Annotated in this window: 19 protein-coding genes; 11 read left to right on the top strand and 8 right to left on the bottom strand. The window is 71.2% G+C overall.

The annotated features are described in order from the left end of the window. Positions 1–18 precede the first annotated feature (18 nt). Positions 19–492 (bottom strand): Dps family protein, encoded by a 474-nt coding sequence (locus NRB56_RS16820; RefSeq protein ID WP_153343268.1) that lies wholly within the window; start codon positions 490–492, stop codon positions 19–21. Between the two features lie 194 nt (positions 493–686). Between NRB56_RS16820 and NRB56_RS16825 the strand changes: the two genes are divergently transcribed. From NRB56_RS16825 to NRB56_RS16835, 3 genes are all read left to right on the top strand, one after another. Beyond that, on the top strand, positions 687–1,745 hold the full coding sequence (locus NRB56_RS16825; RefSeq protein ID WP_153343270.1) for a DoxX family protein: 1,059 nt from the start codon (positions 687–689) through the stop codon (positions 1,743–1,745). A gap of 13 nt (positions 1,746–1,758) precedes the next feature. Next, complete coding sequence (locus NRB56_RS16830; protein WP_319943094.1) at positions 1,759–2,316, top strand: type 1 glutamine amidotransferase domain-containing protein; 558 nt, start codon at positions 1,759–1,761, stop codon at positions 2,314–2,316. A 93-nt stretch (positions 2,317–2,409) separates the two neighbouring features. After that, complete coding sequence (locus tag NRB56_RS16835) at positions 2,410–5,814, top strand: serine/threonine-protein kinase (protein ID WP_153343272.1); 3,405 nt, start codon at positions 2,410–2,412, stop codon at positions 5,812–5,814. A 9-nt stretch (positions 5,815–5,823) separates the two neighbouring features. Here NRB56_RS16835 and NRB56_RS16840 read toward each other — a convergent pair whose 3' ends face one another. Beyond that, positions 5,824–9,174, bottom strand: coding sequence for a serine/threonine-protein kinase (locus tag NRB56_RS16840; protein ID WP_227837871.1), 3,351 nt, complete (start codon positions 9,172–9,174; stop codon positions 5,824–5,826). 158 nt (positions 9,175–9,332) lie between these two features. Here NRB56_RS16840 and NRB56_RS16845 point away from each other — a divergent pair, with 158 nt between their 5' ends. Further along, on the top strand, positions 9,333–10,802 hold the full coding sequence (locus NRB56_RS16845; RefSeq protein ID WP_153343274.1) for an SDR family oxidoreductase: 1,470 nt from the start codon (positions 9,333–9,335) through the stop codon (positions 10,800–10,802). On the opposite strand, the gene NRB56_RS16850 is transcribed toward NRB56_RS16845, so the two are convergent. Then, positions 10,789–11,805: a zinc-dependent alcohol dehydrogenase gene (locus NRB56_RS16850; protein WP_153343276.1), complete on the bottom strand. Its 1,017-nt coding sequence runs from the start codon at positions 11,803–11,805 to the stop codon at positions 10,789–10,791. The genes NRB56_RS16845 and NRB56_RS16850 overlap by 14 nt on opposite strands. A 76-nt stretch (positions 11,806–11,881) precedes the next feature. Between NRB56_RS16850 and NRB56_RS16855 the strand changes: the two genes are divergently transcribed. Next, the gene (locus NRB56_RS16855; protein WP_153343278.1) at positions 11,882–12,778 is read left to right on the top strand and encodes a LacI family DNA-binding transcriptional regulator; all 897 of its coding nucleotides are present in this window, start codon (positions 11,882–11,884) and stop codon (positions 12,776–12,778) included. Positions 12,779–12,968: 190 nt separating this feature from the next. Then, a complete protein-coding gene (locus NRB56_RS16860) occupies positions 12,969–14,108 on the top strand; it encodes a PucR family transcriptional regulator (protein ID WP_194290890.1) in 1,140 nt (379 codons plus the stop codon). Here NRB56_RS16860 and NRB56_RS16865 read toward each other — a convergent pair. Both NRB56_RS16865 and NRB56_RS16870 read right to left on the bottom strand, forming a co-directional pair. Then, complete coding sequence (locus tag NRB56_RS16865; protein WP_153343282.1) at positions 14,101–15,693, bottom strand: GMC oxidoreductase; 1,593 nt, start codon at positions 15,691–15,693, stop codon at positions 14,101–14,103. The two genes, NRB56_RS16860 and NRB56_RS16865, sit on opposite strands and share 8 nt — an antisense overlap. 437 nt (positions 15,694–16,130) lie before the next feature. Then, positions 16,131–17,804 (bottom strand): CocE/NonD family hydrolase, encoded by a 1,674-nt coding sequence (locus NRB56_RS16870; RefSeq protein ID WP_153343284.1) that lies wholly within the window; start codon positions 17,802–17,804, stop codon positions 16,131–16,133. Positions 17,805–18,125: 321 nt separating this feature from the next. Between NRB56_RS16870 and NRB56_RS16875 the strand changes: the two genes are divergently transcribed. Beyond that, entirely contained in the window at positions 18,126–19,751 is a 1,626-nt protein-coding gene (locus NRB56_RS16875; RefSeq protein ID WP_153343286.1) for a thiolase C-terminal domain-containing protein, read from the top strand. Positions 19,752–19,789: 38 nt separating this feature from the next. Here NRB56_RS16875 and NRB56_RS16880 read toward each other — a convergent pair whose 3' ends face one another. Next, positions 19,790–20,611, bottom strand: coding sequence for an AraC family transcriptional regulator (locus NRB56_RS16880; RefSeq protein ID WP_319943095.1), 822 nt, complete (start codon positions 20,609–20,611; stop codon positions 19,790–19,792). Between the two features lie 82 nt (positions 20,612–20,693). Here NRB56_RS16880 and NRB56_RS16885 point away from each other — a divergent pair, with 82 nt between their 5' ends. The 4 genes from NRB56_RS16885 (at position 20,694) to NRB56_RS16900 (ending at position 22,957) form a co-directional block, all read left to right on the top strand. Further along, positions 20,694–21,257, top strand: a complete 564-nt coding sequence (locus NRB56_RS16885; protein WP_319943096.1) for a class I SAM-dependent methyltransferase — start codon at positions 20,694–20,696, stop codon at positions 21,255–21,257. A gap of 190 nt (positions 21,258–21,447) precedes the next feature. After that, positions 21,448–21,735 carry a hypothetical protein gene (locus tag NRB56_RS16890; RefSeq protein ID WP_194290891.1) on the top strand — a complete coding sequence of 96 codons (288 nt, stop codon included), beginning with the start codon at positions 21,448–21,450 and terminating at the stop codon, positions 21,733–21,735. After that, positions 21,732–22,049 (top strand): hypothetical protein, encoded by a 318-nt coding sequence (locus NRB56_RS16895; protein WP_153343288.1) that lies wholly within the window; start codon positions 21,732–21,734, stop codon positions 22,047–22,049. The genes NRB56_RS16890 and NRB56_RS16895 overlap by 4 nt, the downstream gene beginning before the upstream one ends. Before the next feature lie 50 nt (positions 22,050–22,099). Further along, positions 22,100–22,957, top strand: coding sequence for a class II glutamine amidotransferase (locus NRB56_RS16900; protein ID WP_153343290.1), 858 nt, complete (start codon positions 22,100–22,102; stop codon positions 22,955–22,957). Between the two features lie 170 nt (positions 22,958–23,127). Here NRB56_RS16900 and NRB56_RS16905 read toward each other — a convergent pair whose 3' ends face one another. Then, on the bottom strand, positions 23,128–23,547 hold the full coding sequence (locus NRB56_RS16905) for a nitroreductase/quinone reductase family protein (RefSeq protein WP_153343292.1): 420 nt from the start codon (positions 23,545–23,547) through the stop codon (positions 23,128–23,130). A gap of 113 nt (positions 23,548–23,660) precedes the next feature. Then, a complete protein-coding gene (locus NRB56_RS16910) occupies positions 23,661–24,134 on the bottom strand; it encodes a Dps family protein (RefSeq protein ID WP_153343294.1) in 474 nt (157 codons plus the stop codon). Positions 24,135–24,198: the final 64 nt, after the last annotated feature.

Genomic DNA, 24,198 nt, shown 5'->3' on the forward strand with positions numbered 1-24,198 from the left:
TCGGTCTCGGCGGTGCGCTCACACCGACTGGGCCTGCCACATCCAGTGCAGCTGCTCCAGCCGGGCGATGATGTCGAGCAGGAGGTCCTGCGACACCGGATCCGCCTTCTCCACCGCCTCGATCCGCTGGCGCAACCGGCGGATCACCGCCGCGAGATTCGCGACGATCGCGGTGGTGACGTCGTCGTCGCGCTGCCAGCCGACGGCGAAGCCCTCGGCGCCGGATCGGTCGGCGACCGTGCGGGCGCGCCCGTCCGGGCTGACCCCGACGGCGGTCGCGCGTTCGGCGGCCGCGTCGGTGAATTCCCTTGCCGCCAGGACCAATTCGTCCAGGGCCAAGTGGACCGAGCGGAATCGCGGGCCGACGACGTTCCAGTGCGCCTGCTTGCCGATCAAGGACAGATCGATCAGGTCGACGACGGTGTCGCACAGGGCGTCACCGGCGATGCGCTGCTGTTCCGGGTCCAGCTCCGTAGAGATCGGATGAGCCATTGCGTGGTCTCCTCTCTGATCGGTGTCGTACGCAGAGCGGGCTACCCGTAATCAGCACCACGAATCAGCCGCCGGCGACGCCGGTAGCGGGCCGGGCGGCGGGTGCGTAAGCGGTGGGAATCGGGGTAGCCGCGAGTGGAACAGTTCGTCCACGACGCACTCGGACGCCTCGCGTACCACCGAAAGGACCCGTCATGCTCCGGCGCATCGCACGCCCGTTGTTGGCCACCACCTTCGTCGCCGACGGCATCGCCGCCTTCACCGAACCGTCCTCCCGGATCGAATCCGCCACCCTGCTGGCCGAACGGGGTGGACGCGTGCTGCCGCAGGGCGTGGCCGCCTATCTGCGGGCGAATCCGGGGCGGATCGTCGAGATCAACGCGGCGGTCCGCGTCGGCGGGGGTGTGCTGCTCGCGCTGGGCAAATTCCCGCGGCTGTCCGCGCTCGCGCTGGCCGCGACGGCGTTGCCCACGACGATGACCGAGCACGATTTCTGGAACGAGAAGGACCCGGAGCGCCGCAATGTCAAACGCGCCGGATTCCTGACCGATGCCAGCCTGCTGGGCGGTCTGCTGATCGCCTCGACCGATCGCGAGGGCCGGCCGTCGCTGACCTGGCGTGGCCGGCGGGCGCTGGCCCGGCGCCGGGGCGAGGCCGGCCCCCTGCGCGACCGGCTCACGGAGACCGCGGAGGCCGTCCGCGAGCGTGGACCGGAACTCGGTGCGGCACTGCGGGATCGGGGCGAACATCTCGCCGATACCACCCATCACCTCGCCGACACCACCCGTGAGTTCGGCGCGCGCGCCGGGTCGGTTGCGACCCGCCAGGGCTCGCATCTGCTCGACGCCGCCCGCGATCGCGGCGCCGACCTGCTCGATACCGCCCGCGACCGCGGCCCGGGGCTGCTCGATACGGCTCGCGACCGCGGCGCCGACCTGCTGGACACCGCCCGGGATCGCGGCGGCAACTTCTTCGACAGCCGCGGGAATCTGCTCGACAACGCCCGCGACCGCGGCGGGAACTGGTTCGGTGTCGCGCGCGACCGCGGCGGTGATCTGGTCGACACCGCCCGGGACCGGAGCGGCGACTGGTTCGACACCGCCCGGGACCGTGGCGGAGACCTGTACGACACCGCGCGGGACCGCGGTGGCGAGCTGTTCGGCACTGCCCGGGATCGAGGCGCGGAGCTGTACGAGGCGGCCCGCGACCGCGGCGAGCAACTGTCCGAGGCCGCCCACCGCCGGAACCGCTGACGAAGGAGACATCGTGCCCGGAGAACTGCGGAACGCCCGCATCCTGATCCTCACGTCCAACACCGGCGTCGAGCACGACGAACTGGTCGTGCCGCGCGATCGGCTGCGCGAGCGCGGCGCGCAGGTGATCCACGCCGCGGAACACGACACGCCCGTGCAGACCTACCGGCACGATCTGGAGCCGGACGAGCAGATCCAGCCCGACACCACCATCGACGCCGTCGACCCGGGCGAGATCGACCTGCTGATCGTGCCCGGCGGCACCGTCAACGCGGATCGGCTGCGGGCCAACGAGGACGCGCGGCGTCTGGTCCGCGCCGCGACCGGCGCGTACAAGCCGGTCGCCGCCGTCTGCCACGGCCCCTGGCTGCTCGTCGACGCCGAGGTGCTGCCCGGCAAGACCCTCACCTCCTACCCGTCGCTGCGCACCGACATCCGCAACGCGCACGGCGAGTGGGTGGATCGGCCGATGGTCCGCGACGACACCGACGGCTGGACCCTGATCACCTCGCGCAAACCGGCGGACCTGCCGGACTTCGTCGAGGCGATCACCCGGGAGCTCACCGCCTGACCGCCTGATCGCCCGGTCCGGCTCGCGTGGTATGCCGATCGTTGCCTGACTAGACTTGCGGTGAGTGCTCAGCGTCCGTTTCGAAGGTGAATCATGGCCGCAAACACTGCCGTGCTGAATACTTCTCCGGCGGACAACGACATTGCCGCCGAGTTGCTGGAGGCCGGTTTCGGTGCCGCGGAGGTCGTCGGGCGCGGCGCGTTCGGGACGGTCTACCGCTGCCGGGAGGAGTCGCTGGACCGGGTGGTGGCAGTCAAGGTACTCACCGCCGATCTCGGCGCGGACGGGCGGGCGCGATTCGTCCGGGAGCAGCGCGCCTGCGGCCGGTTCGCCGCGCATCCGCACATCGTCCAGGTGCTGCGGGTCGACGTCACCGCGCACGGCCGGCCGTTCCTGGTCATGCCCTTCCACGCGCGCGGCACGCTGGATCGGCACATCCGCGAGCGGGGAGCGCTGCCGTGGCCGGAGGTGCTGTCGCTGGGGATCAAACTCGCCGGCGCGCTGACCACGGCACACGCCGCGGGGGTGCTGCATCGCGACGTGAATCCGGCCAACATCCTGATCACCGACTACGGCGAACCGCAACTGGCCGATTTCGGCCTGGCCCGCGCGGCCGACGCCTTCCGGACCGCCGACGGGATCATCGCCGGCACGCCCGCGTACACCGCGCCGGAGGTGCTGCAGGGGCGGCCGCCCGCCGAGGCCGCGGATCTGTACGGGCTCGGCGCCACCCTGTTCACCGCGCTCACCGGGCACGCCGCCTTCGCCCGCCGGGACGGCGAGACCATGGTCGCGCAGTTCGTCCGGATCGGCGCCGAAGGCGTACCGGATCTGCGCGCGACGGGCGTGCCGGCGCCGCTGTGCTCGGCGATCGAGGCCGCGATGGAACACCGCCCGGAGGACCGGCCCGGCTCGGCCCGGGAATTCGGGACCATGCTGCGCGACATCCAGTTCGCCGCCGGACTGCCGGTCGACACCCTGATCCCGACCGCCGACCCGGCGGCCCCACAGGCGACGCGCCGGCAGCCGGTCCGGCCGGCCCCGGTGGCGACGCCGACGACCCGGTTGCGGCCGCCCACCTCGTCGCATCGCCTGGTCGCCCGCCCACGGCTGATCCGGACGCTGCGCGCGGGCGGGCCCCGGCGGCTGGCGCTCATCCACGCGCCGGCCGGGTACGGCAAGAGCACCCTGGCCGCGCAGTGGGCCGCCGAACTGGCCGCGGAGAACATCCCGGTCGCCTGGCTGACCCTGGTGCCCGACGACAACAACCTGGTCCGGTGCCTGACCCGGCTCACCGAGGCCGTCCGCCGGGTGCAGCCGAATCTGGCCGGCGAGCTGGCACAGATGCTCGAGGAGGGGGCCGGCGAGGCGGTGCACCAGGTCGTCACGACGCTGATCAACGAGATCCACGAGGGCGGCCGGACCGTGGCGATCGTCCTGGACGACTGGCATCGCGTCCACAACCCGCAGGTGTGCGAGGCGGTCCGGTTCCTGCTGGACAACGGCTGCCATCATCTGCGCGTCATCGTGACCAGCCGCACCACGGCCGGACTTCCCTTGGGGCACATGCGGGTCCGCGACGAACTGGTCGAGATCGACGAGACCGCACTGCGTTTCGACGAATCCGAGGCCGACCGGCTGCTGCGGGATGTCGGCGGCGTGCCGCTGGACGGCCCGGAGCTGGAACACATCCGGCGCACCACCGAGGGCTGGGCCGCGGCGCTGCAACTGGTCTGCCTGTCGCTGCGGGGCAAGCCGGATCCGGCCGCGCATCTGGGCCGGCTCGCCGGGCAGCACGGCGCTCTCGGCGACTACCTGATGGACGACGTCGTCGGCGAACTCGAACCGGATCTGCTCGACTTCCTGATGCGCACCGCGATCACCGATACCGTCTGCGCCGATCTCGCGGCCACGCTGACCGAGCGGACCGGCACCCAGGAGCTGCTCGAGGAGGTCCGTCGGCGAAATCTGTTCCTGCGCAGCGTGGACGGCGATCTGCGCTGGTTCCGCTATCACAGCCTGTTCGCCGGCTTCCTGCGCGACCGGCTGGCCCGGCGGCATCCCGGCCTGCCGGAGCGGCTGCACGGACTGGCCTCGGACTGGTTCGCCGCCCACGACATGGTCCCGGAGGCAGTGGATCACGCGCTGGCCGCGGATCGGCCCGGCCGCGCGCTGCGCCTGGTCCTGGACAGCGCCGACGCGCTGCTCGCGGAATCCCGGATGTCCACGTTCCTCGCGCTGGTGGACAAGCTCCCGCCGGCGCTCGCCGAATCCGACGCGGAACTGCAACTGGCGGTCGCCTGGGCGCACATGCCGCTGTTCCATCACGACGTGATGCGCCGGACCCGGTGCCGGATCGATACCCTGCTCGCGGCCCGCCCGCTGGACGCGCACAGTACCGATCTCGCGGTCGAGGCCGAACTGATCCGGTCGGTGCACGCGTTGCAGTGCGACCGGTTCGACGATCTGTCGTTGGTGGCGCGGTGGCGGGTGCAGGGGCCGGTCCGGCCGTTCCTGGCCGACGTCGGCGCGGCCGCGGCGGCGTCACTTGCCTTCTACCGCTTCGATTTCGACGAGGTGCGCCGCTGGCATCGGCGCACCACGGCCCGCCCGGTCCGCAGCGGCACGTTCAATGTGGTGCTCAGCGATGTGTCCGCGGCGATGGCGGCCTTCGAGCAGCTCGATGTCGAAGGGGCCGAGTCGATTCTGCGCGGCGCGCTGGACAAGGCGCTGGCGGCGGGGCTGCGGCCGCACGCGGCCCGCTTCATCACCGCCGCCCAGCTCGCCGAATTGCTCTACTACACCGGCCAATTCGCGGAGGCCGGGGAAATCGTCCCGACCGGCGACGAACTGGACACCGCGATCGCGGAGGTGCTGATCAGCGCCTACGGCACCGCGGTCCGGCTCGCGGCGGTCCGGGGTGACCGGGCCGCCGCGGAACAGGCCATCGCCGACGGACGCGCTGTCGCACAGCGGCTTTCGCTACCCCGGATGTCGGCTCGGATGCTCAACGAGCGGATCCGGCTCGGCCTGCCGATCGCCGCCGACGAGCGCCGCCGGCTGGAGCGGCTCGGCCCTTATGTCCGCCAGTCCGACCACTTGCGCGCGGCCGCAGCGGAATTCGAACAGGACTCGGTCATCCGGCTGTTGCTCGCGGAGCAGTCCCCGGGTCCGGTCCGGCGGGCCGTGGAACGGTCCGAGACGATGTTCGAGCAGTTGCGCCGGCAGCACCGGCCCCGGGCGCAGTTGCAGGCCCAGTTGTTGTACGCCTGCTGCCTCGCCGCCGCCGGCCGGACCCGGGAGGCCGTCGACCGCGTGGTGCCCGCCCTGTCCACCTGCGCTGATCTCGGGCTCGTCCGGTTCGCGATCGACAGCGGCTGCCCGGCCATGGCCGCCGTGGTGGAAACCCTGTACGGCGCACCGGAAGCGCCGGGAACGCCGCCGCGGCGGTTTCTGCAACGGATGCTCGAGCAGTTCCGCGCGCACTCGCCGCACTGACCGGACAACTCATTCACCCAAGTGCGGCAGGCACTCCGGACCCACCGCCGCACTGATCTCGGACATGTACGGACCCGCGTCCTGCGCCAGCCGGGGCACGCCGCGTTCGACGCACAGGGTCACCGCGGGCCGGGCGATCGCGCAGGCGGCCTCGTGTTCGCCGGTGGCCCACAGGCAACACGCGTACAGCAGGCTCGAATCGACCTTGGCTCGTGGGCGATTCAGGGTCAGGATCTCCCGGTACATGACCTCCGCCCGCTCGCGGGCGGCGGCGAGCGCGGCGGGGGTCCCGTCGGTCAGCAGCATCCGGATCGCCGACTCCTGCGCGAGTTCGGCGAGCGCGGCCCGAATCCTGATGTGCTGCGCCCGATACGGTGGCAGGTTCAGCAGCCGGGCGCGGACGTCGTCGGGGACCGGCAGGCCGATGCGCAACCGTTCGTTGATCATCCGGGCGGCCAGCCGGGGCAGCGAGCGATCCTGCGCCAGGCGTTCCCCCGTGCGCAGCAACCGCTCCGCGTGTTCGATATCGCCGTGGATCACCGCTATCCGGGCGCCGGTGCCGTACCCGGCGAGGGCGACCTCGGCGCTGCGCGGGTCGCCGTGCCGGCCCAGCGCCGTGGCAAGCCGTTCCCCGGCCTCCGTCAGCCGGTTCTGCCGATACCGCAGGTCCCCGAGGAAGGCGCCGGCCAGTTCCGTGGCCCGGACCACCACCTCCGATTCCGGGTTCACCGCGGCGATCGCGGTGGTGAAGTGCGCCTCGGCCGCGCTCGGATGCACCTGCTCCACCTCGGACAGGCCCGCGACGCAGTGACTGTGCATCACGGCCAGCGAGGGCAGTTCCCGGCCGTAGTACAGCGCCTGCCCGTGCCAGTGCCGCACCCCATCGAAGTCGAACCGGTTCAGGGCGTCGACCGCGGCGAGGTCGGCCGCGTTCATCGCCACGATCGTGTTGTCCAGCGCGGTGATGTGCTCGGGGACCAGCTCCGAGAGGTTCTCCAGCCGGTCGGCGATGTACTCCTCCATCCCGATCGCCAGCGCGGCCTCGACCCGGAACGCGGTGGCCTGCGGTTCCGGCGTGCCGGAGGCCTCGATCGCGGATTCGACCTTGCGGGCCGCCGTGTACACCCGGACGCCGCGTTCGAGCCCGACGTTCGCCCAGGCCGCGCACAGTTGCAACCGCGGCCGGACATCGGTCAGGGAGGCGGGCAGTTTGGCGAGCAGGCCCAGGATCGTCGCCATCCGGGAGTTCACGATCAGCCCCATCGCCTGGGATTCGACCAGGTCCACCGCGCCTTCCGGGTCGCCCGCGGCCAGGGTGTGGTCGACCGCCTCGATCAGCAGATCGTGGTCGGCGAACCAGGCCGCGGCGCGCGCGTGCAGGACCTGCACGCGGTCCGGATCCCAGTAGCCCAGCCGGCGCTGCAGGTGGTCGGCGAACAGGCCGTGGTAGCGGAACCACTCACCGCTCTCGTTCTCCTCCATCCGGTGCAGGAACAGGTTCCGGTCGGCGATCTGTTCCAGCAGGGCCCGGGCATCGGCGCGGCCGGACAGCGCGGCCGCCAGGCCCGCGCAGATCCGGGGGGTGATCGTGGTCGCCATCAGGAAGTCCAGCAGCGGCGGGTCCAGCGAGTCCAGCACGTTCTCGGTGAGATAGTCGCCGATCGCGTGATGCCGTCCGGACAGGTTGTCGATGAATCCGGACGGATCGTCGCGCCCGGACAGCGACAACTGCGCCAGCCGCAATCCGGCGGGCCACCCCTCGGTCGACTCCAGGATGCGGGTCACGTCCTCGCCGGTCAGCGGCAGGCCGCTCACCCCGACCAGGAAGGTGCCGGTCTCCTCGGGGTCGAAACGCAGTGCCGCGGTGTCGATCTCGACCAGTTCGTCGGCCACTCGCAGTTTGCTCAGCGGCAGGCCCGTGCGGGCGCGGCCGGCCACCACCAGTTTCAGGTGGTGGCAGCCGTGTTCGAGCAGATAGTCGACCGCGGCGAAGGTCTTGCGGCCGTTGATTCGATGCCAATCGTCGATGACGAGCACGATCGGCTGCCCGCTGTCGTGGATCTCGTCGATCAGCGCCGACAGCACCGAGCGGGTCGCGTTGGAGGACCGTTCCTCGAGCAGGTCGCCGAGTTCGCGAGCCAGTTCGGGGCGCACCCGGCGGATCGCCTCGATCAGGTGGGTGAGGAACCAGACCACGTTGTCGTCGTCGGCGTCCACGGTCAGCCAGGCCACCGGCACGCCGGTAGCCCGCAGTTCGCGGGCCCACTGCACCACCAGGGTGGTCTTGCCGAATCCGGCCGGGCCGTGGACGAGGATCAGGCGGCGCTCGGCGGCGGCGCGGAGGATGTCCAGCAGGCGGGTGCGCTCGACGACCGCGCGGGCCGGGGCCGGCGGCCGGAACTTGGTCGCCGCGATCGGCGGCGGTGGCGGGGTCACCGGCGCGATCGGCTGCGCGGGCAGGACCGTGCGCGCGGACTCGGCCCCGTCGACCGGCATCGCCATCGTGTCGACCGGCTGCCCGGTGTCGCGCTGCGCCTCGCGCAGCAGTTCGCCGAATTCGATCGCCGAGCCGGGCCGGTCCTCGGGATCGGCCGACAGCGCGGCCACGATCGCGTCGCGCGCCTCGTCCGGGACGCCGTAGGCCTCGAGGTCGGCGCCGAGGTCACCGGCCTCGCCGCCGGGCCGGGCCGCGGGGCAGTGGCCGGTGGTCAGGTAATACAGCGTCGCGCCCAGTCCGTACACGTCCGCGACGGCGTTCTGGACCGCGCCGCGCAGCACCTCGGGCGCGGTGTAGGCAGGAGTTCCCTGGACCAGCGCCGACGCGCTCATCGTCTCGTCGCCGAAGCGGGCGATGCCGAAATCCGACAACAGCGGTTCGCCGTAGTCGGTGAGCAGGATGTTGCCCGGTTTGACGTCACCGTGCACGATGCCGACCGCGTGCGCGGCGGCCAGCGCGCCGGCCATCCGGACCCCGATCGAGAGCGCGTCGGGCCAGCGCAGCGGCCCGGTCGCCCGCACCACCCGATCCAGCGACCCGCGGGTGAAATACGGCATCACGATGAACGGCCGGCCGGTCGCCGTGAGATCGATCCGGAGCACCTGGACGATGTGCGGATGCCCGGACAACCGGCCCAGCGCCCGCTGTTCCCGGACGAACCGGCCCCGCTCGTCGCCGTGCACCTCCGACAGCAGGAGCTTGACCGCGACCATCCGCTCCAACTCGGGCTCCCGGCAGCGGTACACGACGCCGAATCCACCGTGGCCGACCTCCTCCGGGCCGTCGAAACCCCCCGCCACCAGCTCCGCGCGGACCCCGGTGGACATGTCCCGCTGCGTGGCGGCGATGTCGATGTCGGCCATCAAATTCTCATAGTTGTCGAGAGGGGGTCGTCGGCGACCCAACCTGCGCTACCACGATAGCCCCGATTGTTGCTGAACGATAGCTGTTCTACTCGGGCCGTCAGCGGGGCGGATAGGGTGGGGCGGACCACGAGGCCGTGCGGCAGGAGGTGGTTCGGATGCGGTGCGTCGTGTTCGGGGCGACCGGCTACATCGGGGGGCGACTGGTCCCGGAGCTGCTGGCGGCGGGCCACGAGGTGCGGGTCGTCGCCCGGACACCCGGCAAGCTCGCCGAGGCGCCGTGGCGTGATCGGGTGGAGATCGTGCGGGGCGATGTGACCTCCGCCGAGGATCTGCGAGCCGCAGTGGACGGCCAGGAGATCGTGTACTACCTGGTCCACTCGCTGCACCGATCGGATTTCGTGGCCGTGGACCGGCTCGCGGCCGAATCGCTGGCCGCCGAGGCCGCGGCGGCCGGGGTGCGGCGGCTGGTCTACCTCGGCGGCATCGTGCCGGTCGGGCAGCGGATGTCGCGGCATCTGGCCTCGCGGGCCGAGGTCGGCCGGATCCTGGCGGCGGGGCCGGTGCCGGCGGTGGTGTTCCAGGCGGCGGTGATCATCGGTTCCGGCTCGGCCAGCTTCGAGATCCTGCGCTATCTGACCGAACGGCTGCCGGTCATGGTCACCCCGCGCTGGGTGCGCAACCTGATCCAGCCGATCGCGGTGCGCGACGTGCTCTACTACCTGACCCGGGCCGCGGCGGTGCCGGGCGACTTCGCGGGATTCTTCGATATCGGCGGCCCGGACGTGCTCACCTACGCCGGCATGATGCGCGAGTACGCGGCGGTGGCGGGGCTGCCGCGCCGCGGCATCGTGCCGGTGCCCGTGCTGACGCCGTGGCTGTCGGCGCAGTGGGTCAACCTGGTGACGCCGGTGCCGCGCTCGATCGCCGTGCCGTTGATCGAATCGCTGATCAACGACGCGGTCTGCCGGGAACACGATATCGCGCAACACATTCCGGATCCACCCGGCGGTCTCACCGGATATCGGCGCGCGGTCGAGCTGGCGCTGCGGCGAATTCGCGATCTGGATGTGCCGACCCGCTGGTCGGACGCGGATGTGCCGGGCGCGCCGTCGGATTCGCTGCCGATCGACCCGGACTGGTCCGGCGGCTCGCTCTATCAGGACGTCCGCAGCCGGCACACCACCGCCGATCCGGCCACACTGTGGTCGGTGGTGGAGGCGATCGGCGGCGAGCACGGCTGGTACTCGTTCCCGCTGGCCTGGTCGCTGCGCGGCTGGATCGACCGGTTCGTCGGCGGAGCCGGGCTGCGCCGCGGCCGCCGCGATCCGCGCCGGCTGCACGAGGGCGAGGCCCTGGACTGGTGGCGGGTCGAGCACCTCGAGCGGCCGCGGGTGCTGCGGCTGCGCGCGGAGATGCGGGTGCCGGGCCGGGCCTGGCTGGAACTGTCCGTGGCGCCGGACGATTCGGGCGCGACCTACCATCAGCGCGCCCTGTTCGAACCGCACGGACTGGCCGGGCACCTGTACTGGAAGGCGATCGCCCCGTTCCACGCGATCGTCTTCGGCGGCATGGCGCGCAACATCATCGGCGCCGCGGAGCAGGAACGGACGCTCAGTCGAACGTGACGACCACCTTGTCGGTCGCCCCCGGCGTGGCCGCGAGCGCCAGCCCGCGCTCGACCTCGGCGAACGGGACGACATCGCTCACGATGTGCTGGTACTTGTCCCAGTCCGCGATGATCGAATCGGTCACCTCGAAGATCTCGGTGGGATAGCCCATCGACATCCGGATGTCGACCTCGGTGGTCAGGATCTCCTGGAAGTCGATCGGCACCGGCCGCTTGTGCACGGCGATGATCGTCAGCACGCCGCGGTGCCGCATCGCGCGCAGCGCCGTCTCGATCACCGCCGGGACGCCCGCGGCGTCGAGGTAGACGTCGGTCGCCGGTCGGCTCGCGCGGCCCATGAAGCCGGGCACCTCGCCGTGCAGGTCCTTCAGCCGCTCGATCACGTCCTCCCGGGACGAGTCGATCACCGCGTCCGCGCCGACCCGCACAGCCTTCTCGAGCCGGTTCGGCACCACGTCGACGACCACGACGTGCTCGGCGCCCTTGGCCTTCAGGCCGATCGCCGTGCCGAGCCCGACCGGACCGGCGCCGAACACCACCGCTTTGGTCCCCACACCCGCGCCGGACCGGTTGACGCCGTGATAGGCCACGGCCATCGGCTCGTTCAGCGCGACGACGTGCCAGGGGATCTCCTTCGGCACGACCCGGAACTGGACGCCGGCGCGCGCCTCGCGCAGGACCAGCATGTCCGACAGCCCGCCCTGGGCGCCACCGTTGCCGATCATGCCGTCGGCGGCGGCCATCGGGTTGATCACGACGTGGTCGCCGACCCGCACGCCCTCGACCGCGGACCCGACCCGCACCACCTCCCCGGCGGGTTCGTGCCCCAGCCGGGTGTCGCCCTGCCGCGGCGGGATGCCGCCGACGTGGATGTAGAGCGTGTCCGATCCGCAGATCCCGCACGCCTTCATCCGGACCACGACGTCCGCGGGGCCCGCCTCGGGCTCGGCGACCTCGTGGATCTCGGTCCGGTCCGGCGCGGTCACGACCACGGTCTTCATCGGTGCCTCCAGGGATTACTAAATCGATTTAGTAGGTAGGCTAGCATCGGCTCCGACAAGAATCGAGGGGTGTCCGATGGCCACACGCGTCACTTTGCGCGACGTCGCGGCGCGTGCCGGGGTGTCGCCGGCGACCGTGAGTTTCGTCCTGAACTCGGCGCCGGGCCAGAGCATCCCCGAGGCCACCCGCGATCGGGTGCGCCGGGCCGCCACCGAACTGGGCTACGTCCCGCATTCCCTGGCTCGCGCACTGCGCGAAGGCAATTCGCGGCTGGTGGTCGTCGAGGCGGGCGGGCTGCAGTGGGCGCGGCTGCTGGAGGATTTCATCCGCGGGCTCGGCGAGGAGCTGGCCGAGCACGGGCACACCCTGCTGGTCTCGTTCACCGGACCGGGCGAGACCGGCCGCCGGGCCGCGATCGAATCACTGAATCCGCGGGCCGTGATCGACCTGCCCGCCCTGTACCAGCGGCCGGATCGCGCCATCGCCGACGGCGGCTGGATCGACGGCATGGCCGCGCACTACGCCACCCAGATCGGATACCTGCGCGAGCGCGGCCATCGCCACATCGCCGTCGCGGCCGGGCCGTCCGAGGATCGGCAGCTGGCTCTGATGACCGAGCACATCCGTTCCGCCGCACGGGCTCTCGACATGGAGGTGGCTGTCGTGCTCGAGCTCGATCCCGGGCACGCGCCGTCCCGCGCGGATCTGCCGCCGGAGGTCACCGCCGTCGCCGCGCTGACCGACGAACTCGCACTGACGGTACTGGCGGCCCCGACCGGCCGGGGAGACGCGGGGCCGGCCGTCATCGGCCTGGGCGATTCGGTCGCCGGGGCGTTGCGGCGACCGGCCCTGACCACGGTCCGGATCGACACCCGCACCTACGGCCGCCGCGCCGGCCGCGACGTGCTGGGCCTGCCGATGGGGGAGACCAAACCGGCGGCCATTGAGATCGTCGTGCGCGCCACGGCCTGAGCGCGAATCCCTCGGCGCGGCAGCGACATCAGCGCTTCTGCGCCGATCCGCCGGTGCTGCTTGACACCCGCTTCCCGGATGGGTCACCGTAAGATTGTGCACTTGCCCAGGATCGGGCTCCGTCGCTGATCCAGGCATCCGACACCGGTCGCGGAATCCGGCCGGAACGAGCATGAACTGCCCCTCGAGTATGGATATCACCCCACCCGGCGACGGATCTCGCCGCGTACCCGCTCAGCGGCGCAACAAATCCCCGCTGCCGGACGTCCGCGCCGAGGCACGGCGGCTGTGCGGGCGTTTCGCCGCCTCGATCGGGGACGACACCACGCCGGACGAACTGGCCGACATCGTGTACGAGGCCGCTCGCCGCTGGGCCAACGCGGGCCTGACCCATGTGGACGCGCACAACGCGCTGCAAGACGCGTTGCGGGAGGTGATCGAACGGCTCGCCGCCGAACCCACCCCGGCGCTGTCCCATCAGCTGCGGATGATCGTCGCCGCCGCCGTCCACCTGCCGCGCACGGTACTGCGCGCCTACTATCCGCAACTCCAGCCCTATCTGGCGGCGCCACCGGCCGCGGGCCGCGCACTGGCCGATTCCGTTCTCGCACTGGGCACCCCGGCCGGTGGCGGCGCGGCCGGTGGCGGCGGCGTCGCCGGTGTACGGATCGCCGCCGCCTACGAGGTGGTCGCCGTGCAACTGCGCTCCGGCGCACCCACCGTCCTGGCGCCGATGCGGCGACTGCTGCACGGAGTTCGGGCCCACCGGGACGCCGTCCTGTCGGTGGTCGCCGAATCCGGTGGCACCGTGCTGATTCCGGTCGCGCCCCACGAACCGGCGCGCGAACTCGACGATCTGCTCGCGACGGCGGCGACCGCCGCGGACCTCACCCTCACCGCGGCGGCGGTCCGGGCCGGCGTCCCCGAATTGCCCGCCGCGCGGCAACACGCCCACGAACTCCTGGATCTCGTCGAACAACTCGGGCTCGGCCCCGGCCTGTACCGCGTCGGCGATCTGGCCGTCGAACATCAACTCGCGCACGGCGGATTCGCCCGCGACCGGCTCGCCGCAATCCTCGATCCGCTCGACCCGGAGCCCGAACTGCTCGTCGCGCTCGACCGGCACATCCGCGCCGGCGGAATCGGCACCCGCACAGCGGAACTGCTCGGTCTGCACCCGGCGACCGTCACGCGGCGGATGCGGCGAATCCGGGAACTCACCGGAATCGAACCCAACGACGTCTTCGGCCTGTGGCGGCTGCGCGCCGCACTGGTCGCCCGCACCACCCGCCCGATCGACCCGGCCCCGGCTGACGACCACCTCAGATGAGTTGCCCGACATCGGTTTTCACGAGCTCGTCCAGTGCCCGCTCCGCGACGGCGGCGATGGTCATCGACGGATTGCAGGCCGCGCAATTGCCCGGGATCAGGGCGCCGTCGAGCACGTAGAGTCCGCGCTGGCCGTGCACCCGGCCCACGAGATCGCACACCGGGCCCATGTTCGCCCCGCCCAGCGGATGCCACGTCGTCGGCGCCACCGCGGTGGTGTCGAACAACAGACCCGCCGGTCCCGCCACTCGCCGCACCAGCGGCCCGATCCAGCCGTTCTGCGCCACCGCATCGCCGTCGTGCTGCCACCGCAATCGGGCATCGTCGGCGGCGGAATCGTAGACGAAGCGGCCGCGGGCGTCGCTCACGCCGTAACCGACGAGCATCGTGGTGCGGGCGTCCAGGCCCATCGGCGGAATCGACGCCTGGATGACCGTGGCCGCCCGCGCCGGATCGGCCCAGTCCAGGCTACCGTACACGACCGGACCGCCTTGTACCGCACCGAAGTCGGCGTCCAGGCAGGTCCACGTGTAGATGCGATCGGCGTTGGTGCCCCAGCCGCCACCGAGGCCGTCCGGCAGATCGGGGATCTTCCCCTTGGCGCCGGCCCGCATCAGCAATCGGGTGGTGTTGAGGCTGCCGGCCGCCAGTACCAGCGCCGGGGTGGTGAGGATCTTGTTCTCCACCACCGTGCCCCGCTCGTCGATGTGCTCGACGTGGACGATCCAGCGACCGTCGGGGGCGCGCTCGATATCGGTCGCGTCGTGCAGTGTGGCCACCCGCACCAGGCCCGTGGCCTCGGCCGCCGCCAGATAGGTGACGTCGACGGAATGCTTGCCGCCGTTGTTGACTCCCAGCGAACCGTCACCGTTGGTGTACGAGGGTTTCATCCGGCCGTGGATCTCGTCGAGGGCGTAGTTCCAGTCGATCGGCATCGGAATCTTCGACAGCGGCAGTCCGGCCCGGCGCACATGATCGGCGAACACCCGTACCGCGGTGTAGTTCGGAGTGTCGATCAACGCGTCGGGGGCGACGGCGATTCCCAGCATTTTCGCCACCCGTGGATAATGCACACGATTCATCGTCTCCCAATCCAATTCGGGCGGGAGCTGGGATTCGAACGCCTCCTTCGCCGGCTGGAGGGTCATGCCCTGATAGATCAGCGAGCCGCCGCCGACACCGGCCGCGCACAAAGCCGTCATATTGTCGCCGAGCACGGTTTCCAGCAGGCCCGGATACGGGTCGAAACCGACCGATCTGCCGAACAGTTCGGGGGCCGACTTGTACCAGAGCATCCGCTTGTCGGGAGCCGACGCGTGCGGGAAGGTCTCGGAGTCGGGACCGGTCGGCCAGCGCCGCCCGCGTTCCAGGACCAGGACCGGCACGCCTGCCTCGGCCAGCCGGAGCGCGGTGACGCCGCCGCCGAAGCCGGAGCCGATCACGATCACGCGATGGTCCTCCCGGACCACGCGGACCCGCCCGATCCGGGCGGCGATGCCGTCGGCGGCGGCGCGGCCGGCGCCGGCCGCGGTTATTCCCGTGGCCAGAGCCGCGCCCAGGAAGGAACGGCGAGGAATTGCGGACATGAATCGACCTCCGGTACCACATTCGAACGAATATCCCCGGCAACGGAATTCCGCTGCTACTCGGGACGACGTCCGGTGGGCGGAGCACGCGAACGACAGGTCGGGCAATTCGAAATTAGACAGTACCAGGAATCCTGTCAAGCATTGACCGCGCCGATCACCGTTTCATCACGACGGCATGTGACCGCACGCGCAGCGTTTCCGATCGTATTTGTCGGAACTCCCAAAACGATACGAAATCTTTCGATTCGGCCGACGGCGCCCGATACGGTCGGGGCAGCCGGACGGAGGTGGAGATCGCCCGGCCACGATTCGCGGGAGGTACCTCCGGGACGGGCACCCGGAGATCCGCGGAGTACGAGTGGCCCGACCCGGGCGAGATCGCCGGTCGAGCGTGATCCGGTTGTGCCCGCAGTGCTGTCCGGCTCCGAGGTCCGTCAGCGGGCCCGGACCGGCAGGTCGATGCGCGAGGCGTCCGATCCGGTGTGCGAAATCTCTTGGTGCGCGACGACTGTGGCCTCCGCCTCGAAGGCGGGCTCGCCGGTGCCGGGGTTGCGCGCATACCGCGGATGCGCGCCGGAGCTGACCTGTACGCCGATCCGGTGGCCGGCGGCGAACCGGTGGAAGGTCTGCCACAGCGGGACCTCGACCACCCGGAATCCGTCGGCGTCGGGCGCCGGATCGGTGGGGGCCGTGGCGATCGAGCCGATGCGGCGGATGCCGTCGCAGACGGTCATCGCGCGGCCGTCCGGGTGGAGGTCGGTGAGGCGCACGAAGACGTCGTAACTCGGTGCGCTGGAACGGATCCGGATGCGGGCGACCGGTTCGCCGGCGACGCTCAGGTCCGCCGCCAGGGGTTCGGACCGGAATACCACCACGTCCGAGCGCTTCTCGTGCGCGGCGTTGTCGACGGGGTCGGTGTCGGGCCCCAGGCTCGGGCCGCCGATCGCCGGGGTGGGACGTCGCGGATCGTAGGTGTAGCGCGTGGCGCCGTCGGGTCCGGCGGTGGTGGCGAACCCACCGCCGGGGTGCAGGCGCCAATCCTGGACAGCCGCGTCTTCCGGCGGCCACACCTCGAGGTCGTGCCACTGCCGCGCACCGGTCTCGTACGCGCGGACCGGGGTCGCGCGCCCGGAGTCCGCGCCCGCGAACGTCTCCTTCAGGAAGGCGATCGAATCATCGTGCGCCGGAGCGGATTTCCCGCGCGAGATATGTCCCCACGGGCCGACGGTGAGTTGCGGCGGATTTCCTGCCTCGACGAGTTGCCGGTAGGTGCGCAACTGCCAGGGCAGAAAGATGTCGTACCAGCCGGTGACCATCAGCACGGGAGCGGTCACATCGGGCACCGACGCGGTGTGCGACTGCCGGGTCCAGTAGTCGTCGGTGAGGCGCTCGTGCCGGACCCAGTCCTGGTACCAGGGGATCGGATGCCCGGTCGCGGCCGAGTCGCCCCGGCCGAGCGGAAATACGTCGAAGGCCCGCCGCAGTCTCGGATCCGGCAGCAGGATGCCCGCCATCGCGAGGCCGCCGCGACTCATCCGGTCCATCATGCGGCTCCAACTCAGTGCGTTGCGCAGCGAGAAGGCGCCGTTGTCCCAGGTGATCGCGCCGAAATCCGGCATCGTGATCTGCAGGACCAGCGCCTCCGGGGCGTTGTCCGGATCCTCCCGCAGCATCGTGCCGGCGACGGCCCACTGGGTGTAACCCATGTAGCTCTCACCGAAGGTCGCGAGCCGGCCGGTGAACCAGGGCTGCGCGCGCACCCAGCGGTGGGTCGCGATGCCGTCGCGTTGCTCGTCGATCTGCGGGGTGAACACGCCCTGCGAACCCCAGGTGCCCCGGCAGCTCTGGAAGAACACCGGGAATCCCTCGTAGGCGAGCGCGCGGGCCGAGCCGCCGAGCACTCCGCGCCGCCCGTAGGGCCCGCGGATCACGATCGTCGGCAGGCTCCCGTCCGCGCCGACGGGCCGGTACAGGTCGCCGACCAGCTCCACACCGTCGTCCATCGGCACGCGCAGATCCCGGTCGACCTCGACCTCGTACGGGCCCAGTTCGGTCCTGCGCAGGCGCTCGTCGAACACCCGGGTCAGCCGCTGGCGCAGCGTGGTCATGGCGACTCCTTGCCGGACCCGTGCCGCGGCGATGCGGTGCGGACCCTCTGACTATGCCCCGCATAATACAGGAATCCTGATAAAGGCCGGCCGATCGGGAGCGTCGTACAGCGCCGAGTTGGGAGCACCGGCGAATCGGCCGGAGTCGCGGGTCTCCGCGGGAGCGAACCGCGTCGTCGCCGAATCATTTTGTGCCGCAGGCGATTTGCCATCGGGCGCCACCCGCCCAGCCGATGCCGGGGGGGCTTGACTACGGTTCGCCGCACAGCGAAAGTAAACGAGACAGTATCGTCTCACAACGCGGATGGACGAGGTACCGGAATGCGACCGTTGCCCGAAGTGACGCCGGCGACCGAGTGGTTCTGGCATGCCGGAGCGGACGGGAAGCTCCGCGTCCAGGGCTGCACGGACTGCGGGAAGCTGGTGCATCCGCCGGCGCCGATCTGCCCGCGCTGCCGCAGCCGGGCGCACGCCCCGGCCGAGGTCTCGGGGCGGGCGACGGTGGCCGGGTACACGGTCAACGCGCAGCAGTGGTCGCCGGATCTGCCGCCGCCGTACGTGATCGCGACGGTCGCGCTGGCCGAGGATCCGGACGTCCGGCTCACCACCAACATCGTCGACTGCGATCCGGCGGAGGTGCGGGTCGGGCAGCAGGTCGCCGTCCGGTTCGATCGGCACGAGGATGTGTGGCTGCCGGTGTTCGCCCCCACCGGCGCGCCGGACGACGACCTCGAGGTCGGCGACCCCGTCCGCTACGTGCCACGAAAGCCGCTGGGCAGCAAGCGCTTCGAGCACGATTCGGTGCTGTCCGGAATCGGCCGCTCCCGGCTGGGCCGCCGCCTGCTGGTGGATCCGCTGGCACTGACCGTGGACGCCTGCCTGGAGGCGGTCGCCGATGCCGGGCTCGACCTCGGCGACATCGACGGATTGTCCACCTACCCCGGCGGTTTCGCCGGTGCGGGAATGAGCGAGGGCGGGGTGACCGCGCTGGAGGAGGCGCTGCGCATCCACCCCACCTGGCACAACGGCGGCGGCGACCTGCCGGGCCCCGGCGGTGCGCTGGTGGCGGCGATGCTGGCGGTGTCGGCGGGGCTGTGCCGGCATGTGCTCTGCTTCCGGACCGTGTGGGAATCGACGTACCGCACCCTGCGGCTCGGCTCGCCCGGCGGGCGGGCCTCGGGCTCGATGATGGCGTGGCGCTTGCCGTTCGGCGCGATGTCGGCGGCGAACTGGATCGGCATGAACGCCACCCGCTATCTGCACAAGTACGGCGCCACGCGAGAGATGCTGGGCGCCATCGCGATCAACGGCCGGGCCAACGCGGCGCGCAATCCGGCGGCGATCTACCGCGATCCGCTCACGATGGACGACTACCTGTCCGCGCGGATGGTCTCCTCCCCGTTCGGCCTCTACGACTGCGACGTGCCGTGCGACGGCTCGATCGCGGTGATCGTCTCCGCCGCCGAGACCACCACGGACCTGCCGAAACCCGCGGTACGGATAGCCGCCGCGGGCACCCAGATCCTCGAACGCACGTCCTGGGACCAAGGCGTACTCACCCATGAACCCCAGGTCCTCGGACAGTCCGCGCACCTGTGGAGCCGCACCGACCTGCGCCCCGACGACGTCGACCTGGCACTGCTCTACGACGGCTTCACCTTCAACGCCGTCTCGTGGCTGGAAGGCCTGGGCTTCTGCGGCTTCGGCGAGGCCCAGGACTGGCTGGACGAGGGCCGCAGCATCGCCCCCGGCGGCCGGCTACCACTGAACCCGCACGGCGGCCAGCTCTCCGAAGGCCGCACCCACGGCTTCGGCTTCCTCTACGAAGCGGTCGCGCAGCTACGACACGAGGCGGGGGACCGGCAGGTACCCCACGTCCGCACCGCGGTCGTCTCCACCGGCGGCGGCACCCCGTCAGGAGTGTTCCTGATGCAACGGGACTCCTGACCACCGGCACAGGTGGCTTGCCGGGTCGGCGAAGCGGCTCAACGGCGTTCCCGGCGGAACGCGGACGGGGTTCGGCCGCTGTACCTTTCGAACGCGCGGGTGAAGGCCGCCGCGCTGTCGAAGCCGACGGCGGTGGCGATGCTCATGACGGTGTCGGTGGTCTCCACCAGCAGGGTGGTCGCGTGCAGCAGGCGGCTCTGCCGCAGATACTGCTGCCAGGTCATGCCGGTGGCGGCGTGGAAGCGGCGGCGCAGCGTCCGCTCGGAGACGGCGACGGCCCGGCACACCTGCGGCAGCGTCGCCGAGGCCAGGTTCGCGTCGGTCCAGCGCATGATCTCGGCGGTCAGCGGATCCCGGCCGACCGGCAGGTGGAAGGGCTGTTCGTCGCCGAGCCATTCCAGCACCAGATGCGCCAGCGCCTCGAAGTAGCTCTCGCCGCCCGCTTCGGTGGCGGGCCGGTCGATGGGCCAGCGGCCGGCATGGATCACCATCTCCCGCAGCAGCGGGCCCGCGTGCAGGACCCGGGCACGGCAATCGTTGTCGCGCAACAGGACCGGATCGAAAAACACCGAGACCGTGTGCACCTCGCGCAGGATCGACCGGTGCGCCAGGCCCGCCGGGATCCACACCGCCTGCCGCGACGGCGAACGATACCGGGCCACCGGCGTTTCCACCTCGATCACGCCCGCGACGGCGTACTCCAACTGATGCAGGTCGTGCCGGTGCCAGCCGGCGTCGGCCACCGTGCCCGTGAACGTGTACGACCCGGCGAGGACCGCGGACGCTCCGCGCAGGCGGACGAACCTGGAATCGGCCGCCGCGAGCAAGGATTCGGCCGATGCGGCAGTGCCGGTCACCACCGCCCGAGCGTACCAATGGAACCGGGCCCACCGACGCGAATTCCACCGGCGCACACCGGTATCCACGAACGGAGAGCACAACGTGAACGAGTCCCATCTGACCTACCTGGCGAGCCCGGCCTGGGCCGGCGAGTTGCGCGTCCGGCTGCTGCCGTGGCTGCGGGACCGCGTCACCGATCTCGGCGACGTCCTGGAGATCGGCCCCGGCCCCGGGCTCAGCACCGATCTGCTGCTGGAACTGGGCGCGACGATCACCGCCGTCGAGATCGACGCCGACCTGGCCGACCGGCTGCGCCGGCGACTGCCGGAAGCCACCGTGATCCACGGCGACGCCGTCACCGCCGATCTCCCGGAACGCCACTACACCGCCGTGACCTGCTTCGCGATGCTGCACCACATGCCCTCCCCGCAGCACCAGGATCTGCTGTTCGCCCGGCTCGGCCGGGTACTGCGCCCGGGCGCGTCGCTGGTCGGCACCGACGCGGTCGACACTCCCGCCCTGCGCCGCGCCCACCTCGACGACACCTTCGTCCCCGTCGGCCCGGACACGCTCCCGGACCGCCTGACCGCCGCCGGCTTCGAGAACATCGTCGTCACCCCGCACGACGAACACCATTTCCGCTTTTCCGCCACCACACCGGCCTGATCCGTCCGACCCGCGACTCGCCGGCGATCTCGGGTCAGCGACCGTACGGCCCGGTCTCGTCCTCGACCCGGACAGCCCGGAGCCGGACGGTGGCACACATCGAATCCACCCGCGGTCCGCTCCGGGCAATCGCCCCCTCTCGCGGGAGGATGGTCCAGGCGGGTAATACCCGGGTATTATCGTGTGATCCGTGGAGTACGAGTGGTGGATCGGCTCGGGCCGGTTCTTCGATCGGGCCCGGGTGCGGCGGTGGGAGGTGATGGACGTGCTGTACTCGTCCCATCGCTGGCCACGGCCGGTGACGACGCCGGAGGGTGCCCCCGCACTCACCGTGTGGGGGCGGACCGAGGAGGGCCGCCCGCTGGTGGTGCTGCTGCGCCGCCTGCACTCGGATCTCGACACCTGGCAGATCCTGCTGGCGGCGGAAATGCGGCCGCACCAGCTGAAGGAATACATCGCATGGGAGGCGGAACGATGAGCAGGAACTACGAGCCGCAGCCTGACCTGGATCCGGCCGACATCCTCGAATCACTGGTGTTCGACGACACCGCGGCGGTGCCCGCGCTGCCGCCGACGGCCGAGGAGATCGAACGCGGCATGGTGACCATGACGTTCAAGTTGCCGGCGGAGCTGCGGGAACGCCTGCGCGACACCGCGGCCGACCACTGCGTCACCTCCAGCATGCTGGTCCGGCAGTACATCGAGATGGGCCTGGCCGCCGAACAGCCGCAGCGGATGATCCCGCTGTCGGACGCCATCCGGGTCCTGAGCAGCCTGCGCCCCACCGCCTGAGGTCCCGCCACCCGAGACATTGTCCGCACCAACCGATTCCGGGGAGTGCCATGTGTCGCTTGTTCGGTTTGTCGGCCGCGCCGCAGCGGGTGCGGGCCACCTTCTGGTTACTGGACGCGCCGGACAGTCTGGCGGCGCAGAGCCGCCGCGAGCCGGACGGGACGGGGCTCGGCACCTTCGGTCGCGACGGTGCGCCGCTGGTCGAGAAACAGCCGATCGCGGCGTACGAGGACACGGCGTTCGCGTGCGAGGCCCGCGAGCGCGAGTCGGTCACCTTCGTCGCACACATCCGGTACGCCTCCACCGGCGGCCTCTCCGGCCGCAATACCCACCCGTTCCGGCAGCGCGATCGGCTGTTCGCGCACAACGGGGTGGTCCGGGGCCTCGACGAGCTGGAGGCCGAACTCGGCGACTACCGGCGGCTCGTCGCCGGGGAAACCGATTCCGAACGGGTCTTCGCACTGATCACCCAGCGCACCGACCGGCACGGCGGCGACGTCACCGCCGGTATCACCGACGCGGCGGCCTGGATCGGCGAACATCTCCCGGTCTACGCCCTGAATCTGATCCTCACCACCGCGACCGAGCTGTGGGCACTGCGTTATCCGGACACGCACGACCTGTACGTGCTCGAGCGGCAACCGGCCGGCCGGCACCTCGAGCATGTGGGTCACGCCGGCACGGTCCACGCGCACAGCAGCCGCCTCGCCGAGCTGCCCGCGGTGGTGGTCGCCAGCGAGCGCATGGACGAGGATCCCGGCTGGCGGTTGCTGCGGTCCGGCGAACTCCTGCACGTCGACAACCGGCTCGGCACCCGATCGGAAGTCGTCCTCGAGGCGCCGCCGCGACAACGGCTTTCGCTCGCCGAACTCGGGAGCGTCGGCGCGGCATCGCAAACCGGGTCGTAGCGCCGGAAATCGCCGAGCGGGCAGCCGGGTACGCGGGCTCGATCGGCTGCCGCGAGTCGATGCCGATCGGCGCGGTCATGGTGACGAGGTACACACGACCCGCCGCGCCGACAGCCGGGATCGCCGGGTGGCGACCGAATTCGTCGCCGCGAGCGCGTAATTCGTGCGGATCAGTCCGCCTGGTCGAGCCGGTGCAGGACCAGCAGCGGGATGGTCCGGCCGGACCGGCGGGCGAAGGCCCCGAGTCCCGGGGCCAGGGTGACGAGAGTATTCCAGAGTGATTCGCGGGCAGCGCCGGTCAGGTCCTCGGCGCGGACCGGGACGGTCTCGGTCCCGACCTCGACCGAGGTGTCCGGATGTGCCAGCAGATTGTGATACCAGCCCGGGTGCCGCGGCGATCCACCGTTGGCGGCGACGATCGCGAAACTTCCGTCGGGACAGGGGAAATATCCCAGCGGCGTGATCCGGGAGATACCGGTGCGCGCTCCGACATGGTGGAGCAGCAGCAAGGGCGCGCCGCCCAGCGCCGCGTCCAGGCGGCCGCCGTTGGCACGGAACCGTTCGATGAGCGCCCGGTCGTAGTCGGTCATGCCGACACCGTAGGCGGAAACGAGTCGCGCGGCCACCGTTGCGGCGTGAATGTTCCCACTACACAGCGAAACCGGCGGGGGCGCGATCCGCGCCCCCGCCGCCGGTCTCGGGCTCAGGCGGACTGGGCCTGCCACATCCAGTGCAGCTGCTCCAGGCGGGCGGTGATCTCGATGAGGAGGTCCTGGGTCACCGGGTCGGCCTTGTCGGTGACCTCGATGCGGCGGCGCAGCCGCCGGATCACGATGCCCAGATCCGTGGCGATCGTGAAGCTGACGTCGTCGTCGCGCTGCCAGCCGGCCGGGAACGCGTCGATGCCCGAGCGATCCGCGACCGTCCGCACCCGCCCGTCGGGGGTGACCCCGATCGCGGTGGCCCGCTCCGCCGCGGAGTCCGTGAACTCCCGTGCGGTGTCGACCAATTCGTCGAGGGCGAGGTGCAGAGACCGGAACCGGGGACCGATCACGTTCCAGTGCGCCTGTTTTCCGATCAGCGCGAGATCGGTCAGATCGATGACGGTGTCGCGCAACGCGTCACCGGCCAGCCGCTGCTGCTCCTGATCGAGTTCGGTGGTGATGGGATGAGCCATGGTCCGCCTCCTTCGTAAACGTTGCCTCTCTCCGGGACGTACCCGCCGCGGCGCGGATCTATCG

Source organism: Nocardia aurantia, assembly GCF_009604425.1.
GTDB classification, from domain to species: Bacteria; Actinomycetota; Actinomycetes; order Mycobacteriales; family Mycobacteriaceae; genus Nocardia; species Nocardia aurantia.

What these genes read in the sequence shown, in the direction of transcription:
- NRB56_RS16875 (WP_153343286.1), top strand. Translation starts at nt 18,126, where the DNA reads ATGCGACCGTTGCCCGAAGTGACGCCGGCGACCGAGTGGTTCTGGCAT.
- NRB56_RS16870 (WP_153343284.1), bottom strand. Translation starts at nt 17,804, where the DNA reads ATGACCACGCTGCGCCAGCGGCTGACCCGGGTGTTCGACGAGCGCCTG.
- NRB56_RS16835 (WP_153343272.1), top strand. Translation starts at nt 2,410, where the DNA reads ATGGCCGCAAACACTGCCGTGCTGAATACTTCTCCGGCGGACAACGAC.
- NRB56_RS16825 (WP_153343270.1), top strand. Translation starts at nt 687, where the DNA reads ATGCTCCGGCGCATCGCACGCCCGTTGTTGGCCACCACCTTCGTCGCC.
- NRB56_RS16895 (WP_153343288.1), top strand. Translation starts at nt 21,732, where the DNA reads ATGAGCAGGAACTACGAGCCGCAGCCTGACCTGGATCCGGCCGACATC.
- NRB56_RS16900 (WP_153343290.1), top strand. Translation starts at nt 22,100, where the DNA reads ATGTGTCGCTTGTTCGGTTTGTCGGCCGCGCCGCAGCGGGTGCGGGCC.
- NRB56_RS16860 (WP_194290890.1), top strand. Translation starts at nt 12,969, where the DNA reads ATGGATATCACCCCACCCGGCGACGGATCTCGCCGCGTACCCGCTCAG.
- NRB56_RS16905 (WP_153343292.1), bottom strand. Translation starts at nt 23,547, where the DNA reads ATGACCGACTACGACCGGGCGCTCATCGAACGGTTCCGTGCCAACGGC.
- NRB56_RS16865 (WP_153343282.1), bottom strand. Translation starts at nt 15,693, where the DNA reads ATGTCCGCAATTCCTCGCCGTTCCTTCCTGGGCGCGGCTCTGGCCACG.
- NRB56_RS16820 (WP_153343268.1), bottom strand. Translation starts at nt 492, where the DNA reads ATGGCTCATCCGATCTCTACGGAGCTGGACCCGGAACAGCAGCGCATC.
- NRB56_RS16855 (WP_153343278.1), top strand. Translation starts at nt 11,882, where the DNA reads ATGGCCACACGCGTCACTTTGCGCGACGTCGCGGCGCGTGCCGGGGTG.
- NRB56_RS16840 (WP_227837871.1), bottom strand. Translation starts at nt 9,174, where the DNA reads ATGGCCGACATCGACATCGCCGCCACGCAGCGGGACATGTCCACCGGG.
- NRB56_RS16850 (WP_153343276.1), bottom strand. Translation starts at nt 11,805, where the DNA reads ATGAAGACCGTGGTCGTGACCGCGCCGGACCGGACCGAGATCCACGAG.
- NRB56_RS16845 (WP_153343274.1), top strand. Translation starts at nt 9,333, where the DNA reads ATGCGGTGCGTCGTGTTCGGGGCGACCGGCTACATCGGGGGGCGACTG.
- NRB56_RS16910 (WP_153343294.1), bottom strand. Translation starts at nt 24,134, where the DNA reads ATGGCTCATCCCATCACCACCGAACTCGATCAGGAGCAGCAGCGGCTG.